General features: G+C 52.7%; 15 protein-coding genes. 4 read left to right on the top strand and 11 right to left on the bottom strand.

Going from position 1 to position 16,495, the window contains the following annotated elements; genetic code table 11:
* Nucleotides 1–21 precede the first annotated feature (21 nt).
* On the bottom strand, nucleotides 22–480 hold the full coding sequence (locus tag DK872_RS05475; RefSeq protein WP_007373549.1) for an Lrp/AsnC family transcriptional regulator: 459 nt from the start codon (nucleotides 478–480) through the stop codon (nucleotides 22–24).
* Nucleotides 481–595: 115 nt separating this feature from the next.
* On the opposite strand from DK872_RS05475, the gene DK872_RS05480 reads away from it, so the two are divergent.
* Nucleotides 596–1,642: a PLP-dependent cysteine synthase family protein gene (locus DK872_RS05480; RefSeq protein ID WP_035887292.1), complete on the top strand. Its 1,047-nt coding sequence runs from the start codon at nucleotides 596–598 to the stop codon at nucleotides 1,640–1,642.
* Nucleotides 1,643–1,683: 41 nt separating this feature from the next.
* Here DK872_RS05480 and cof read toward each other — a convergent pair whose 3' ends face one another.
* Nucleotides 1,684–2,502, bottom strand: a complete 819-nt coding sequence (cof, locus tag DK872_RS05485) for an HMP-PP phosphatase (protein WP_161518155.1) — start codon at nucleotides 2,500–2,502, stop codon at nucleotides 1,684–1,686.
* A 100-nt stretch (nucleotides 2,503–2,602) separates the two neighbouring features.
* On the opposite strand from cof, the gene DK872_RS05490 reads away from it, so the two are divergent.
* Together DK872_RS05490 and queC are read left to right on the top strand one after the other, a co-directional pair.
* Nucleotides 2,603–4,300, top strand: a complete 1,698-nt coding sequence (locus tag DK872_RS05490) for an SgrR family transcriptional regulator (RefSeq protein ID WP_071920327.1) — start codon at nucleotides 2,603–2,605, stop codon at nucleotides 4,298–4,300.
* A gap of 66 nt (nucleotides 4,301–4,366) precedes the next feature.
* Nucleotides 4,367–5,062 carry a 7-cyano-7-deazaguanine synthase QueC gene (queC, locus tag DK872_RS05495; protein WP_007373545.1) on the top strand — a complete coding sequence of 232 codons (696 nt, stop codon included), beginning with the start codon at nucleotides 4,367–4,369 and terminating at the stop codon, nucleotides 5,060–5,062.
* A gap of 108 nt (nucleotides 5,063–5,170) precedes the next feature.
* Here the strand turns inward: queC and DK872_RS05500 are convergent, their stop codons facing one another.
* The 9 genes from DK872_RS05500 to bolA form a co-directional block, all read right to left on the bottom strand.
* Nucleotides 5,171–5,578, bottom strand: a complete 408-nt coding sequence (locus tag DK872_RS05500) for a YbgC/FadM family acyl-CoA thioesterase (RefSeq protein WP_007373544.1) — start codon at nucleotides 5,576–5,578, stop codon at nucleotides 5,171–5,173.
* Nucleotides 5,579–5,676: 98 nt separating this feature from the next.
* Complete coding sequence (locus tag DK872_RS05505; protein ID WP_007373543.1) at nucleotides 5,677–6,057, bottom strand: helix-hairpin-helix domain-containing protein; 381 nt, start codon at nucleotides 6,055–6,057, stop codon at nucleotides 5,677–5,679.
* A gap of 156 nt (nucleotides 6,058–6,213) precedes the next feature.
* Entirely contained in the window at nucleotides 6,214–8,085 is a 1,872-nt protein-coding gene (gene ppiD, locus DK872_RS05510) for a peptidylprolyl isomerase (protein ID WP_035887287.1), read from the bottom strand.
* A 209-nt stretch (nucleotides 8,086–8,294) separates the two neighbouring features.
* The gene (hupB, locus tag DK872_RS05515) at nucleotides 8,295–8,567 is read right to left on the bottom strand and encodes a nucleoid-associated protein HU-beta (protein WP_007373541.1); all 273 of its coding nucleotides are present in this window, start codon (nucleotides 8,565–8,567) and stop codon (nucleotides 8,295–8,297) included.
* 210 nt (nucleotides 8,568–8,777) lie between these two features.
* A complete protein-coding gene (gene lon / locus DK872_RS05520; RefSeq protein ID WP_007373540.1) occupies nucleotides 8,778–11,132 on the bottom strand; it encodes an endopeptidase La in 2,355 nt (784 codons plus the stop codon).
* A 183-nt stretch (nucleotides 11,133–11,315) separates the two neighbouring features.
* Entirely contained in the window at nucleotides 11,316–12,590 is a 1,275-nt protein-coding gene (clpX, locus tag DK872_RS05525) for an ATP-dependent protease ATP-binding subunit ClpX (protein ID WP_007373539.1), read from the bottom strand.
* Between the two features lie 128 nt (nucleotides 12,591–12,718).
* A complete protein-coding gene (gene clpP / locus DK872_RS05530; RefSeq protein ID WP_007373538.1) occupies nucleotides 12,719–13,342 on the bottom strand; it encodes an ATP-dependent Clp endopeptidase proteolytic subunit ClpP in 624 nt (207 codons plus the stop codon).
* 284 nt (nucleotides 13,343–13,626) lie between these two features.
* Nucleotides 13,627–14,925 (bottom strand): trigger factor, encoded by a 1,299-nt coding sequence (gene tig, locus DK872_RS05535; RefSeq protein ID WP_007373537.1) that lies wholly within the window; start codon nucleotides 14,923–14,925, stop codon nucleotides 13,627–13,629.
* 351 nt (nucleotides 14,926–15,276) lie between these two features.
* Nucleotides 15,277–15,594, bottom strand: coding sequence for a transcriptional regulator BolA (bolA, locus tag DK872_RS05540; RefSeq protein ID WP_035887285.1), 318 nt, complete (start codon nucleotides 15,592–15,594; stop codon nucleotides 15,277–15,279).
* A 301-nt stretch (nucleotides 15,595–15,895) separates the two neighbouring features.
* On the opposite strand from bolA, the gene DK872_RS05545 reads away from it, so the two are divergent.
* A complete protein-coding gene (locus DK872_RS05545; protein ID WP_007373534.1) occupies nucleotides 15,896–16,474 on the top strand; it encodes a lipoprotein in 579 nt (192 codons plus the stop codon).
* Nucleotides 16,475–16,495: the final 21 nt, after the last annotated feature.

Below are 16,495 nucleotides of genomic sequence, written 5' to 3' on the forward strand. Positions count from 1 at the left end.
GCTGTTGGTTTAGCCTGAGCGTTATTCTATGGGTAAAGCCGTGGTGTATTTTATCTGTTCCATGGCGAAGCTAGAAGTGACATCTGATAGCCCCGGCACGCTGTTCACCAGCTTCTTATAAAAGTCGTCATAGCGTTTCATATCTGCCACCTGCACGCGCAGCAGATAATCATACTCTCCCGCCATACGCCAGAAACCGAGCACTTCCGGCATTTGCGTCACTTCGCTGACAAAGCGGCAATACCAGTCGCTACTGTGGTGCTGGGTTTTAATCAGCACGAAGGCGGTCAAATTCAGCCCCAGTTTTTCAGCATCCAGCACGGCAACACGACCGAGCAAAATCCCGTCGTCTTCCAGCCGCTTCAGACGTTTCCAGCAGGGAGTGGTGGTCAGATTAACGGCATCTGCCAGCGTCTGCAAAGAGAGCGAACAATCCTGTTGCAGCAGGGAGAGCAGCTTGCGGTCAATTTTATCTAACATTAGGCAATCCTGAAGAAAATTTTTCTCTTTATAGTCTAATACAAAGGCTAAATGGCAACCCTTTTTTCTTTTGCTTTCGCTAGACTGGGCACAAAATGACAAACGGATAACCGCCATGAATTGCAGTTGGGTCAAATACGCTATCAATGAAATTAACGCCGATGCACAGCGTTCTGCGGATACGCACCTTATTCGCCTGATGCTGCCAGCTTTTCCGGGGATCAATCTCTACCTGAAAGATGAAAGCACGCACCCTACCGGTAGCCTGAAACACCGGCTGGCGCGCTCATTGTTCCTGTATGGTTTGTGTAACGGCTGGATCAAAGAAGGCACGACCATTATTGAGGCCTCCTCCGGTTCAACTGCCGTCTCCGAAGCCTGGTTCGCGCGGTTGCTGGGGCTGCCCTTTATCGCGGTTATGCCTTACTGCACCGCTAAACGCAAAATCGAGCAGATCGAGTTTTATGGCGGCCGCTGCCATTTTGTTGACAGCGCCTGTGAGATCTATGCGGAATCGGAACGGCTGGCAAAAGAACTGAACGGACATTATATGGATCAGTTCACGTTTGCTGAACGTGCAACCGACTGGCGCGGCAACAACAATATTGCCGACAGCATCTTCCGTCAGATGAAAAATGAGCCGCATCCGGTGCCGGATTACATTGTGATGAGCGCAGGCACCGGCGGCACCTCTGCGACGATTGGCCGCTATATTCGCAGCCAGGGCTACGGCACGCAGTTGATGGTGGTGGACCCGGAAAACTCGGTGTTTCTTGATTACTGGCAACAGCGCGACGCCAGCCTGCGCAGCACGACAGGCAGCAAAATCGAAGGGATTGGCCGTCCGCGCGTGGAACCTTCTTTTATTGCCGACGTGGTGGATGAGATGTTGCGGGTTCCCGATGCCGCCAGTGTGGCAACGGCGCAGTGGCTGGAAACGCAAATCGGTCGCAAAGTGGGTGCCTCTACCGGCACTAATATGTGGGGTGCGCTACAGCTTGCCGCGCGGATGCGCGACGAAGGACGCAGCGGTTCTATCGTGACGCTACTGTGCGACAGCGGCGAGCGGTATCTGGAAACCTACTACAACCCGCAATGGGTGGCGACAAACATCGGCGATATCGATCCCTGGCGCGCGGAAATCGCCCGTCTGACGGCATAAAAAAAGCCGGGTAAAAACCCGGCTTGCTGGAAAAATCTTTTTCATTCGGGGGAATAAGGAAGATTAGGTGTGTCCAGCCAGTGCAGCAAAAAGTGTGATACTGCCTGATTCCGGCAGTGTCCGATAACCGGTAAATGCGGCAGCGCTTCCCGTAACTGCGGCATGGCGTTGCCCATGATCATGCCGTGCCCCACGCTTTCAAGCATCTCTCTGTCATTCATCGCGTCGCCAAACGCCATGCAATCCTGCAATGTCAGCCCCAGCGACAGGCTCAGCGCCGCCAGCGCGGAACCTTTGTTACAGCCTGGCGGCAGGATTTCCAGACAATCGGTGGCAGAAAAACACAAGTGCGCGCGCGCTCCCAGCGCCTCATTCAGTTGAATCCGCAGGCGGCAGAGATCGTCATGATCGCCAACAAAACAAATTTTGGTCACCTCGTGAGCCGGTAAGCGCCTGAGATCGGCCAGTTGGTAGGTAAAACCGCTGAGCAGATGAGCTTGCAGCAACTCTGGCAGCGCGTTACCCGTCAACCAGCCGGAATCATTGAATACGTGTACAGTCGCGCGGGTGTCCCATGTGCTGTGCAGAACAAGCTCCGCCACTTCCGGGTTCAGATCCTGACGGAACAGTAGCTCGCCTTCCTGCGAATGGATGCGCGTTCCGTTACCGGTTATTAAAAAAGCATCCAGCGCCAGGCTACTGATAAGGCTACGCATCTCCAGCGCGTGCCGCCCGGTCGCAAAAGTCAGGGTGATATCCCGTTCGCGCAGACGCTGAAGCGCATTGACCGTTTGCTCGCCTAAGCGGTGGTCAGGCATTAACAGGGTGCCATCCATGTCAAAAGCAGCCAAACGCGCCATCATCTTTTCTCCGGTTATGTTTCATTCACAGTTGCGTTCCAGTATTACGTGAGATATACGGAAGTAATAGTGAATAGATGACAAATATTGTTCCGGGTTTATGCGACTCCTCAATCGACTCAATCAGTACCAACGCCTGTGGCAGATCTCTGCCGGGGAAACACAATCCGCCAGCGTAACGGAGCTGGCGGCGCACTGTTTTTGCAGCGAGCGGCATATGCGCACGCTGCTGCGCCAGATGCAGGACGCTGGCTGGCTACGCTGGCAATCGCAATCCGGACGGGGTAAACGCGGCGAGTTGCAGTTGCTGATCGCGCCGGAATCGATACGCAGTGAGATGCTCGAACAGGCTCTCAATACCGGTCAGCAGCAGAACGCGTTGGCGCTGGCGCAAATTGCACCGGATGATCTGCGCACATTGCTGAATCCGTTTCTCGGCGGCTTGTGGCAAAACGAAACGCCAACCCTGCGCATTCCCTACTATCGCCCGCTTGATCCCCTTGTTCCGGGTTTTCTTCCCGGACGCGCGGAACAGCATCTTGTCGGGCAGATCTTCAGCGGCCTGACCCGCTTTGTCAGCCACAGCATTCAACCGCAGGGCGATTTGGCGCATCACTGGGATGTGAGCGCAGACGGCTTGTGTTGGCGATTCCATTTGCATGCCACGCTGCACTGGCATAACGGCGATACCGTCACAGCTGTGCAGTTGCAGGAGAGCCTGCAACGCCTGCTGCAATTGCCTGCGTTGCAAAAGTTATTTTCCAGCGTCGCGAGCATTGAAATCACGCATCCCTGGTGTCTGACATTCAAACTGCACCGCCCGGATTTCTGGCTGCCGTACCGCCTTGCCAGTTACGGCAGCCGTCTGGCACATCCGCAGCAGCCCATGGTTGGTACCGGGCCGTTTCGCCTGGTCACGTACAGCCGCGAACTGGTCCGGCTGGAGAGTCACGACCACTATCATCTTGGGCACCCATTCCTGAAGGCGGTAGAGTTCTGGATCACGCCACAGTTGTTTGAGCAGGATTTAGGCACCAGTTGCCGGCATCCGGTGCAAATTGCCATTGGCGAGCCGGATGAGCTTCGTCACCTGCAACCCGTCAGTAACGGCATCAGCCTTGGGTTTTGTTATCTTGCCCAGCGGCCAGGCGCGCGCCTGAGCCCGGCGCAGTCACGCCGTCTGGTACAGATTATCCATCACACTTCGCTGGTGCAGACGTTGCCGCTTGACGAGAATCTGATCACTCCCAGCCGTGAGCTCTTACCCGGCTGGCAAATGCCTGAATGGCCAGCCGAACAGGTTCCGCTGCCAGCAAAACTCACCCTGCTCTACCATTTACCGGTGGAACTACACATCATGGCGGAGCAACTCAGGCTTTATCTCGCCACGCTCGGTTGTGAACTGACAGTTATTTTCCACGACGGCAAAAACTGGGATGGCTGCCCCCAGCTTGCGACTGCCGATCTGATGATGGGGGACAGGCTGATTGGCGAAACACCGGAATATACTCTTGAGCAGTGGATACGTTGCGACCCGCTATGGCCCAACCTGCTTAGTGCGCCGCAGTTCGCGCATTTGCAGGCAACGCTGGATGCCGTGCAGCGCCAGGCGAATGAGCAGGAGCGTTACCAGGCGCTGCATGATGTGTTCGATACCCTGATGGATAATGCCACACTCACACCGCTGTTTAATTACCAGTACCGTATCAGCGCACCGCCAGGCGTGGAAGGGATCCATCTGAATACGCGCGGCTGGTTTGACTTTGCCGAAGCGTGGCTTCCCGCCCCGGCGCGGTGAAGAAGCTGGTCGCTGTCAGCGGCACGCGCTACCATAGCGTTTTATTCGCGATTGTCAGGAAGAATTATGAAACGTGCCGTTGTCGTGTTCAGTGGCGGACAAGACTCCACAACTTGCCTGGTGCAGGCATTGCAGCAGTATGACGAAGTGCATTGCGTCACCTTTGATTACGGCCAGCGCCACCGCGCAGAGATCGATGTTGCCCGCGAACTGGCGTTAACGCTGGGTGCCCGTGCCCACAAAGTGCTGGATGTCACCCTGCTCAATGAACTGGCGGTCAGCAGCCTGACACGCGACAGCATTCCGGTGCCGGACTACGAGCCTGATGCCACCGGTATTCCAAATACTTTCGTGCCTGGGCGTAATATTCTGTTTCTGACGCTGGCGGCGGTGTATGCATATCAGGTGCAGGCAGAAGCCGTGATCACTGGCGTTTGTGAAACCGATTTTTCCGGTTACCCGGATTGCCGCGATGAGTTTGTTAAGGCACTTAACCATGCGGTCAATCTTGGCCTGGCGAAAGATATCCGCTTTGAAACCCCGCTGATGTGGATCGATAAAGCCGAAACCTGGGCGCTGGCGGATTACTGGGGCAAACTGGATCTGGTGCGCAGCGAAACGCTGACCTGCTATAACGGCATTAAAGGCGATGGCTGCGGCCATTGTGCAGCCTGCAACCTGCGCGCCAACGGCCTGCAACATTACCTCGCGGATAAAAGCGGCGTAATGGCAGCCATGAAACAGAAGACCGGATTGAAATAAAAGACACTCTCCGGGATCTGTGCCGGATGGGCGCTAACGCTCATCCGGTCTGCAATCTTGTCGGGCAGCGATTTGTCTTTGACGGTTTTCGCCAGCCCGTTTTTAATATTAATCGCCTGCGCGGATCATCTTCTCCAGTTTTTCCCGCAGTTCCCCTTCTAATGCCAGCGCCTTCTGGCTTTTCAGGTCGATGCAGACAAATGTCACCAGCGCATCAGCGACTACCTGTCCTTCCGGTTCCAGCGTGACGACCTGGCTTAAAACGCCGCTTTTACCGTTGATCTGCTTTACATGGCTGGTGACGGTAAGCAAATCACCGAGCACCGCCGGACGGCGATAGTTGATATTGATGTTCACCACCACGAAAGCAATGTTATTGGCCGTCATCCATTTAAAGCTGTCGTTATTCTCAAGCCCGTCCCAGCGAGCCTCTTCGAGAAACTCCAGATAGCGAGCATTATTCACGTGCTGGTAAACATCGAGATGAAAACCACGAACTTTGATTTGTGTCTGCATAGCGCTTTAACCTTTACCGTTTATTGTTATAGGGACAGAGAGATCATAACTGGTATGACCTCTCTATTCTGGCAAAGATTAGCGACTACGCAAGCGCCTTACAGTTTCAAGTGCGCCAGATTACGTTCCACCAGCGTACCGCCCATACCTGGCACCTGCTTGAGATCGTCGAGCGTTTTAAACGGGCCATACTCATCGCGGTAACTGACTATCGCCTGGGCTTTCTTGATGCCGACACCGCTCATCACCTGGGCGAGCTCTTCCGCACTGGCACTGTTAATACTTACCCGCGTGCCATCCCCCTCATCAGCGTTGGTTGCCATATCCTGTACTTTTGCTTTTCCTGCGGATGCGTTTTCACTTTTGTTCAACGAGAGCGGCGCTTTCTCTGCGGTTACCGGGGCGGCCAGCGCGCTGTAACTCAGCGACGAGCAGGCGATGCTCAGAGTAATAATCAGGGCTTTGATTCCATGTTTCATGCTGTTTTCTCCTTTGTTTTCAATGTGAGGTAACGATAAACAGAAGCCGGAATATGGGCAAAGGGCAAAACGCAGAAATGGAAAAGGCCGCGAAAGCGGCCTTTGTGATTTGCAAAATTTTGCTTTTTTTTGGGAGACGCTTCGCGCCTTTACCCGTTACTGCTGTTCAGCGATCGTGCCGAGTTTGATTTTGGCTTCTTTGCGCAGGTTGCTCATCAGCGCTTCAAAAGCGATCTGTGCGTTGTTCTGCGTGATGCCTTTAACCATCGCTTCTTTCTGTGCATCCGGCATGGTTCCTGCTTTTACTTCGTCCAGCGCCAGAACCACAACGTTACCCTGCTGATCGGTCGTTGAACCGAAAGACGGTTTATCTTTTTCCGGCAGCGGCAGATTAAACGCAGCCTGACTTACCGGATCCTGACTTGTACGCGCCAGAGTTTTCGCCGCGCCAAAGCTCAGTCCTGCGGCTTTCAGCGCATCGTCACCTTTGCCCGCTTTCAGCTCAGTCACCAGTTTTTCAGCATCCAGCTTCGCCTGTTGCTCAGCCTTATTGTGCTTCACAATGTCGGTAACCTGCGCTTTCACTTCAGCCAGCGGTTTGATGGCTTCCGTTTTGTGATCGGTGATACGTAGTACAAACGCGCGATCGCCATCAACGGTGATGATATCGGAGTTGCTGCCCGGCGCGCCGTTCTGCCCCACCAGACCACCATTGAAAATCGCGTCGCTCACCGGTTTGAAGTTCAGTTCTTCCGGCAGAGTGTCGCGACTGAACCATCCCGTTTGCACTGCTTTCGCCCCTGCGGCCTGTTCTGCACCAGCCAGAGATTCGTTATCGTTGCTCGCCGCTTCGCTCACTTTCTGTTGCAATGCATACCAGGCGTCCAGCGCTTTTTCCTGTTTCACTTTTGCAGCCAGTTCATCATGCACTTCGCTGAGCGGTTTCACCTGCGCAGGCTGGATATCGTCAAGACGCGCAACCAGGAAACCCACAGAAGATTTGATAACGCCGGAAAGCTGGCCCTTCTCTTTCAGGCCAGCATTTTTCAGTTCATCCGGCGTGGTGCCCTCTTCCAGCCAGCCCATATCGCCGCCGTTGCGGGCAGAGATAATGTCGGTGGATTTCGCTTTCGCGACGGTGGCGAAATCAGCGCCTTTATTCAGCTCATCAAGCACGGCTTTCGCGTCGTCTTCTGTTTTCGTCTGGATGACGCTGTAGCGGTTGCGCTGCGGCTGGGTGAACTGATCCTGATGCTGATCGTAGTAAGCCTGAATCTCTGCATCGGTGGCATTTTCCTGCATCGCAGTAGCATCAAGTTTGATGTAGCTTACGCGGAACTGCTCCGGCGCGATGAAACGACTCTTGTTTTGATCGTAGTAGCTGGTAACTTCGTCATCGCTGGCTGTCTGCTTCGCCGCCAGTGCGTTCACATCGATCACCGCCTGGCGAACAACGCGCTGCTGGGCAACCAGTGCCGCCAGCTCGTCGGTCTCGCCTTTAAGCATAAAATCAGTACCGGCAACAGCGTTGATGAGCTGCTGGGAGGTTAACTGGTTACGCAGCGCCTGCGCGTACTGATCGGCGCTCATGCCCATCTGATTAACGATGGCATTAAAGCGGTTGTTGTCGAATTTGCCGTTAGCCTGGAAAGCCTGAGTGGAAAAAATGGCTTTCTTCACCTGCTCGTCGCTAATGCCGAGGTTCAACTTTTTGGCGTACTGGTCCAGCAACGCTTCATCAATCATGCGATTGAGCACTTGCTGGCGCACGGATTTCATATAGTTTTCGTTGGCAGCCAGTTCAGAGAACTGATCGCCCAACTGCTGCGCCATACGATTGCGCTCGCTGGTCACCGCATTTTCAAACTGCGAACGGCTAATTTCCTGACCGTTAACTTCTGCGGCATAATTATTGTTACCGCCAATCAGGTAGTTACCCACGCCAGTCAAAATGAATGACACGATAATCAAACCCAGAATGATCTTGAGCACGACGTGATTCGCCGCCGCGCGTAAATTGTCCATCATGGTGTAACAACACTCCGCTGTAGGTGACTTTAGATCTCAGGCAGCAAGAGTTGCCCGCTGCGTGTAAGCGCGTATTTTGACAAGAAACCGGCGCAATTGTTAGCCCACAACGTGCAGAAACTCGTACAAAGTAAGAATTCGCAAATAAAAAAAGGCACATCTCGCGATGCGCCTTGTATTTTCTTACTCTCCCCACACGGGGAAAGTAATCAGTTTACTGCGTCTTTCAGCGCTTTACCTGCGCGGAACCCTGGCACTTTAGCTGCAGCGATAGTGATTTCTTTGCCGGTCTGCGGGTTACGGCCAGTGCGTGCAGCACGTTCTTTAACCGCGAAAGTCCCGAAACCTACCAGTGCTACGTCGTCCCCGGATTTCAAAGATTCAGTAACAGAAGCAATTAAAGCATCTAACGCACGTCCTGCAGCAGCTTTGGAAATATCAGCACCTGCGGCAATCTTGTCAATCAGCTGAGATTTGTTCACTCTTCTCTTCCTCTCTTTATAATTTATATCGCACCTGAATCCTTCACAGCGCGACCGCGCAGCAGTTATATCAGGCCTGTCATGCCCTTACAACACCAGTTGATGATGACACACCCAACCAGCAATCTAAATTAGCTATACAAAAAAAGGCTGGCAAGTACGAAATCACTCACCAGCCTTGTTTTTATCAACGCACTTTGCGCGAGGTCACTATTTTGCCGTCACGACCTGCATACCAAAGGGTTCGTTCTGCAATGCAAGGCTGAGAACTTCTTCGATACGCTTAACCGGATGGATATCCAAATCGGCCACAACGTTGTCCGGAATCTCTTCCAGGTCACGTTTGTTTTCGTAAGGAATCAGAACAGTCTTAATGCCCCCACGGTGCGCCGCCAACAGTTTTTCCTTCAAACCACCAATCGGCAACACCTGGCCGCGCAGGGTAATTTCACCCGTCATTGCCACATCTGCACGAACCGGATTACCAGTCAGGCAGGAAACCAGTGCGGTACACATTGCAATCCCCGCGCTCGGGCCATCTTTCGGCGTCGCGCCTTCCGGTACGTGAACGTGGATATCGCGTTTTTCGTAAAAATCGCCGTTGATGCCGAGTTTCTCTGCACGGGCGCGAACCACGGTCAGCGCCGCCTGGATAGACTCCTGCATCACTTCGCCGAGCGAACCGGTATACGTCAGCTTACCTTTTCCCGGAACGCAGGCGGTTTCAATGGTCAGCAGATCGCCGCCCACTTCCGTCCACGCCAGCCCCGTCACCTGACCGACACGGTTTTCATCATCCGCACGGCCATAATCAAAGCGCTGAACGCCCAGGTAGTCATGCAGGTTATCACCGTTGATCTCAATGTGCTTCAGCGACGGATCCAGCAGCAACTGTTTCACCGCCTTGCGGCACAGTTTGGAGATTTCGCGCTCCAGACCACGCACGCCAGCTTCACGGGTGTAGTAACGGATGATGCCGACGATTGCACTGTCATCAACGGTCAATTCGCTATCTTTCAGCGCATTACGCTCAATCTGTTTGGTCAACAGGTGACGTTTTGCAATGTTCAGTTTTTCGTCTTCGGTGTAGCCGGAAAGACGGATCACTTCCATACGATCCAGCAGCGGCGCCGGAATATTCATGGAGTTCGAGGTCGCGACAAACATCACATCGCTGAGATCGTAATCCACTTCCAGGTAGTGATCGCTGAAGGCTACGTTCTGTTCAGGATCCAGAACTTCCAGCAGAGCCGAAGCCGGATCGCCGCGCATATCGGACGACATTTTGTCGATCTCATCGAGCAGGAACAGCGGGTTTTTCACGCCCACTTTCGCCATCTTCTGGATCAGTTTGCCCGGCATAGAACCGATGTAGGTACGGCGGTGACCGCGAATTTCCGCTTCGTCACGCACGCCGCCCAGCGCCATACGGATGTATTTACGCCCGGTGGCTTTGGCAATAGATTGCCCCAGCGAGGTTTTCCCCACCCCCGGAGGCCCGACCAGACACAGAATCGGCCCTTTCAGCTTGTTCATACGGCTCTGCACCGCAAGGTATTCAAGGATACGATCCTTCACGCGCTCAAGGCCGTAATGGTCGGTATCGAGGATCTCCTGCGCCTGACGAAGGTCTTTTTTGACCTTGCTGCGCGCGTTCCACGGCACCTGCACCATCCATTCAATATAGCCGCGCACGACGGTCGCTTCTGCAGACATCGGCGACATCATTTTCAGCTTCTGCAGCTCGGATTCGGCTTTCTCTTTTGCCTCTTTCGGCATTTTTGCCGCATCGATTTTGCGTTTCAGCGCTTCGTTTTCATCCGGCGCATCATCCATTTCACCCAGCTCTTTCTGAATGGCTTTCATTTGCTCATTCAGGTAGTACTCGCGTTGGGATTTTTCCATCTGCTTTTTAACGCGGTTGCGAATGCGTTTCTCAACCTGGAGCAGATCGATTTCAGATTCCATCATCGCCATCAGATATTCCAGACGTTCATTAACGTCGGACATCTCCAGAACAGACTGTTTATCAGCCAGTTTCAGCGGCATATGGGCAGCGATGGTATCAGCCAGACGTGCGGGATCGTCAATGCTGTTCAGCGAAGTCAGCACTTCCGGCGGGATTTTTTTATTCAGTTTGATATAGCCTTCAAACTGGCTGATCGCCGTACGTACCAGCACTTCCTGCTCGCGCTCGTCGATAGCCGGCGAGTCGAGATATTCCGCTTTGGCAGAGAAGTGCTCGCCATCATCGGCAAGCGTGGTAATGCGCGCGCGCTGCAGCCCCTCGACCAGCACTTTTACAGTGCCATCAGGCAGCTTCAGCATCTGCAGAATAGACGCCACGGTCCCGACGGTGAAAAGATCGTTTACACCCGGCTCATCCGTTGACGCTTCTTTCTGCGCAACCAGCATGATTTTTTTATCATGGTCCATGGCCGCTTCCAGACAACGGATCGATTTTTCCCGTCCAACAAATAAGGGAATGACCATGTGCGGATAAACCACCACATCGCGCAACGGCAATACGGGGATTTCAATGCGTTCAGAACGCTCAGGATTCATAGAGCTCTCTCTTAGTTTAAAGTCCGCCAGGTAATCAGGTGACGTGACTGTGCAACACGCACCATTAACATGTAAAGCAGTATATGGGGATGTTTCCCACACATTCAACGGCGGGAATACGGAAAAATAAAAGGGGAGATAAAATCCCCCCCTTTTGGTTAACTGATTGTAAGAATTGGTGAATTATTCGCCAGATGCCTGCTGTGCTTCCGGTTTGCCGTAAATCAGCAACGGTTTGCTTTGGCCAGCGATAACCGACTCGTCAATGACCACTTTCTCAACGTCTTCCAGCGACGGCAGATCGTACATGGTATCGAGCAGAGCGGCTTCTACAATTGAACGCAGACCACGAGCACCGGTTTTGCGCACCATTGCTTTCTTGGCGATCGCATCCAGCGCTTCGTCGCGGAACTCAAGATCCACGCCTTCCAGATTGAACAGCGCCTGATACTGCTTGGTCAGCGCATTTTTCGGCTCTTTCAGGATCTGAATCAGCGCTTCTTCGCTCAGCTCGCTCAGCGTCGCCACCACCGGCAGACGGCCGATGAACTCAGGAATCAGGCCAAATTTGATCAAATCTTCCGGCTCAACCTGCGCCAGCAGTTCGCCTTCGTTGGCTTTTTCAGATTTGCCTTTCACCGTCGCGCCGAAGCCAATGCCCGATCCGGTTTCAACACGGTGAGAAATCACTTTGTCGAGACCAGCAAATGCACCGCCGCAAATGAACAGGATTTTCGAGGTATCAACCTGCAAAAACTCCTGCTGCGGGTGCTTACGTCCACCCTGCGGCGGAACCGCAGCCACGGTGCCTTCGATCAGCTTCAGCAACGCCTGCTGCACGCCTTCACCGGAAACATCACGCGTAATTGACGGGTTGTCTGATTTACGGGAGATCTTGTCGATCTCATCAATGTAAACAATCCCGCGCTGCGCTTTCTGCACGTCGTAATCGCATTTTTGCAGCAATTTCTGGATAATGTTTTCGACGTCTTCCCCCACGTAACCGGCTTCGGTCAACGTAGTGGCATCCGCCATGGTGAATGGCACATCCAGCAAACGCGCCAGCGTTTCAGCCAGCAACGTCTTACCGGAACCGGTCGGCCCAATCAGCAGAATGTTACTTTTGCCCAGTTCAACGCCATTGCTGGTATCGCCATTGCGCAGGCGTTTGTAGTGGTTATAGACCGCCACTGCCAGCACTTTTTTCGCCTGTTCCTGGCCAATGACATAGTCATCCAGATGGTGGCGGATTTCATGCGGGGTCGGCAGCGCGCTGCGCTCGCGATGCGGCGCAACTTCTTTAATCTCTTCGCGAATAATGTCGTTACACAGATCCACACATTCGTCGCAGATATACACGGACGGCCCGGCGATTAGCTTACGCACTTCATGCTGGCTTTTGCCGCAAAAAGAGCAATACAACAGTTTGCCCGAACCATCTTTGCGTTTATCTGTCATGAGTCAAAACCTCTTAATCTGTTCTTTGTGCCGCACATGACGACGCAAATGCCATTCCAGGCGCAAAACGTTACTCAAACATGATGCCGCTTGCATCACATAGTATAGCGGCACATGCAATCTGAGCATTAGTTACGATGGGTTAAAATTGAGTCAACCAGACCGTAATCCACGGCTTCTTGCGCAGCAAGGAAGCGGTCACGCTCTGTATCACGTTCAATTTGCTCTAAAGATTGACCCGTGTGATGCGCCATAAGTTCATTCATACGGCCTTTCACTTTCAGGATTTCACGAGCGTGGATTTCGATATCCGTCGCCTGGCCCTGATAGCCCCCCAGCGGCTGGTGAATCATCACACGTGAATTCGGCAGGCAGAAACGCTTGCCTTTAGCGCCCGCCGTCAGCAGGAATGCGCCCATCGACGCGGCCTGGCCCATACAAATGGTGCTGACGTCCGGCTTAATAAATTGCATGGTGTCGTAAATCGACATCCCGGCAGTAATCACACCGCCCGGAGAGTTAATATACAGGTAAATGTCTTTTTCCGGATTTTCCGCTTCCAGAAAGAGCATTTGAGCCACAATCAGGTTTGCCATATGGTCTTCGACCTGGCCGGTGAGAAAAATCACGCGTTCCTTGAGAAGACGGGAGTAGATATCGAAAGAGCGCTCACCGCGTGAGGTCTGTTCAATAACCATTGGCACCAGAGCCATATGGGGTGCAAAGTTATCTCGTTCGCCGCTGTATGACATTTCCGTCTCCTGGATAAAAAAATAAACTAACCTGCTGTACTGATTGTACTTGAGTGAGCGGGATCTGACTATGACCCCTCACGGACGGATTATCAGCCAGAGCCTTTACGCCAATACCCTCTTTAGTGGGGATGACCAAGTCTGTTTTCAAGCATAACAATCTTTTGCTGTTACGCTAATACTGAAACGCTCTTTTAGCACACATCTGTAAATGTCAATACGATAAAAAAAGCCCGCCACCAGCAGGTGACGGGCTTATTACATTTCGCTAATGCTGAAGCCGATTAAGCCTGTTGGTTCATCAGTTCGTTAAAGGAAGTGGCTTTCTCAGTCACTTTCGCTTTTTCCAGAACCGCTTCAACCGCTTGTTCTTCCAGCGCTACGTTACGCATGTTGTCCATCAGCTCTTTGTTTTTGCTGTAGAACTCGATCACTTCTTTCGGATCTTCGTAAGCAGACGCCATCTCTTCGATCAGGCCTTTTACGCGCTCTTCGTCAGCCTTCAGCTCGTGGGTACGAATCACTTCGCCCAGCAGCAGACCAACCACAACGCGGCGTTTTGCCTGCTCTTCGAACAGTTCACGCGGCAGTTCCAGAGCCTGTTTCTCGTTACCGCCAAAACGCTGTGCAGCCTGACGACGCAGAACGTCGATTTCGCTGTCGATCAGTGCAGCAGGAACGTCGATCTCGTTCGCTTTCACCAGGCCTTCGATCGCCTGAGATTTAACACGGTTACGCACTGCGCCTTTCAGCTCGCGTTCCATATTTTTACGCACTTCAGCGCGCAGACCGGCAACAGAACCATCTTCAACGCCGAAACGTTTGATAAATTCTTCAGTCAGTTCCGGCAGCTCACGTTCTTCAACTTTCTTCAGGTTGATGACGAATTTCGCCGCTTTACCTTTCAGGTTTTCTGCGTGGTATTCTTCCGGGAAGGTCACGTCGATGGTGAACTCTTCACCCGCTTTGTGGCCTTTGATACCGTCTTCGAAGCCCGGGATCATTCGGCCCTGGCCCATCGCCAGTACGAAATCAGTCGCTTTGCCGCCTTCAAACTCTTCACCATCAACAGAACCGGTGAAATCGACAGTAACGCGATCTTCCGCATCAGCAGCGCCGTCTTTGTCTTTCCAGGTCGCCTGCTGCTTACGCAGGGTGTCCAGCATGGTATCGACATCAGCGTCAGTCACTTCAACAACCGGTTTTTCAACTTCGATGGTGTCCAGCGCTTTCAGCTCAACTTCCGGGTACACTTCGAACTCTACTGCGTAGGTGAAGTCTTCGCCCAATTTGTATTCGCCCGGAACATAGTTCGGCGCGCCAGCCGGATTGATCTTTTCCTGGATGATCGCGTCGATAAAGTTGCGGCTCATCAGGTCGCCCAGCACGTCCTGGCGAACAGAAGCGCCATAACGCTGAGCAACGACGTTCATCGGTACTTTACCCTTACGGAAGCCGTCAATACGCACTTTCTTCGCTACGTTGACCAGCTCGCTCTTCACAGCGGTCTCGATGCTGTCAGCAGCGATTGTAATCGTTACACGGCGCCCAAGGCCCTGAGTGGTTTCAACTGAAACTTGCATCTTGTTACCTCAAAAAATCACAGTGCTCGGTCAACTCTACTCTGCGAAGCAAACCTTTTCGCTTTGCAGAACCGGGATGTTCTCTCCAATCAGAAAACACATTCCCTGTCGTCAGAAGCATCCCGAAGACATTCCGAAAAATAAGACGCAGCATTATAGCGGCATCACAGATATGAGTCGAGAAGGGGAATGGCGCAATGATGCGCCATTTTTCACACTTCTGAAGCAATTTCGCTCAAAAAATTGCGTTTCTCGCTCAAAATTCAGGCAAAACAAAACGGCCCGCAGGCCGTTTTTACATAATCTGCATGCAACATACTGGAAAAGTTCAGACGGTTGCAACCTGGTTTTCTAAGCGATGCTTCCGGCGCCCCGGCATGCCGGCGAGGTCAGGAGGGTATCCTGCAAGCCTTCCCACTCTTTGAGGGTGTAAGTATGCAGTGCAAGTGCATGAATTGTCGTTGCCAGTTCGTCAGCCAACGTACCGTAAATCATGCGATGCCGATTAAGAAAACGTTCTCCGGTGAAGCGGTCGCTTACCAGCACCACTTTGAAATGGCTTTCGGAACCCGCCGGAACGTTGTGACGGTAACTTTCATCTACGACTTCAAGTAATACAGGCTCGAATGCCGCTTTCAATTTTGCTTCTATCTGTTCACGCATCATCATGATGTTACGCCTCCGACAACGCTGAGATGCCAGCCATCTCTTTAAATGTTAGCCGCTTTTACCGTTTTCATAACAATAAAACAACAAAAAATTAGCGTTCGTCTGATTTGCTGGCTCAACGCGATAAAGTCTACTAAAAGGCGGCGGATTTTTGCCATCCCGCTTCAACAACCTGTTTTTTGATGCCGAAAAAGCACAAGGTGATGAATTTACATACGTTGAGGACTTCCCCTTAACGGCGGCAATGTTATGATGGCGAGAATTTTTCCCCAAACGCTTACGATCCCTTGAGAGCCTGAACATGTTTAAAAAACTACTCTTCCCGTTGGTCGCTTTATTTATGCTGGCCGGGTGCGCTACCCCGCCGACAACCCTTGAAGTTTCACCGAAAATCACCCTGCCGCAGCAGGATCCGAGCCTGATGGGCGTGACCGTTAGCATTACTGGCGCCGATCAACGTCAGGACCAGGCGCTGGCGAAAGTAACGCGTGACAACCAGTTGGTCACTTTAACCGCCTCCCGCGATCTGCGTTTCCTGTTACAGGAAGTGCTGGAGAAACAGATGACGGCGCGCGGCTATATGATCGGGCCGAACGGCGCGGTAAATCTGCAAATCATTGTTAACCAACTGTATGCCGACGTTTCTCAGGGCAACGTGCGTTACAACATCGCCACCAAAGCGGATATCGCCATCATTGCCACCGCAGCTAATGGTAATAAGATGACGAAAAACTACCGTGCCAGCTATAACGTTGAAGGCGCTTTCCAGGCGACTAACGACAAAATCACGACCGCGGTTAATAGCGTGCTGACCGACACTATCGCGGATATGTCTCAGGACACCAGCATCCACGATTTCATCAAGCAAAACGCCCGTTAATTGCTGCACTGGCCCGGTTTT

It is taken from the genome of Kosakonia sp. MH5 (genome assembly GCF_009935945.1).
Lineage (GTDB): Bacteria > Pseudomonadota > Gammaproteobacteria > Enterobacterales > Enterobacteriaceae > Kosakonia > Kosakonia radicincitans.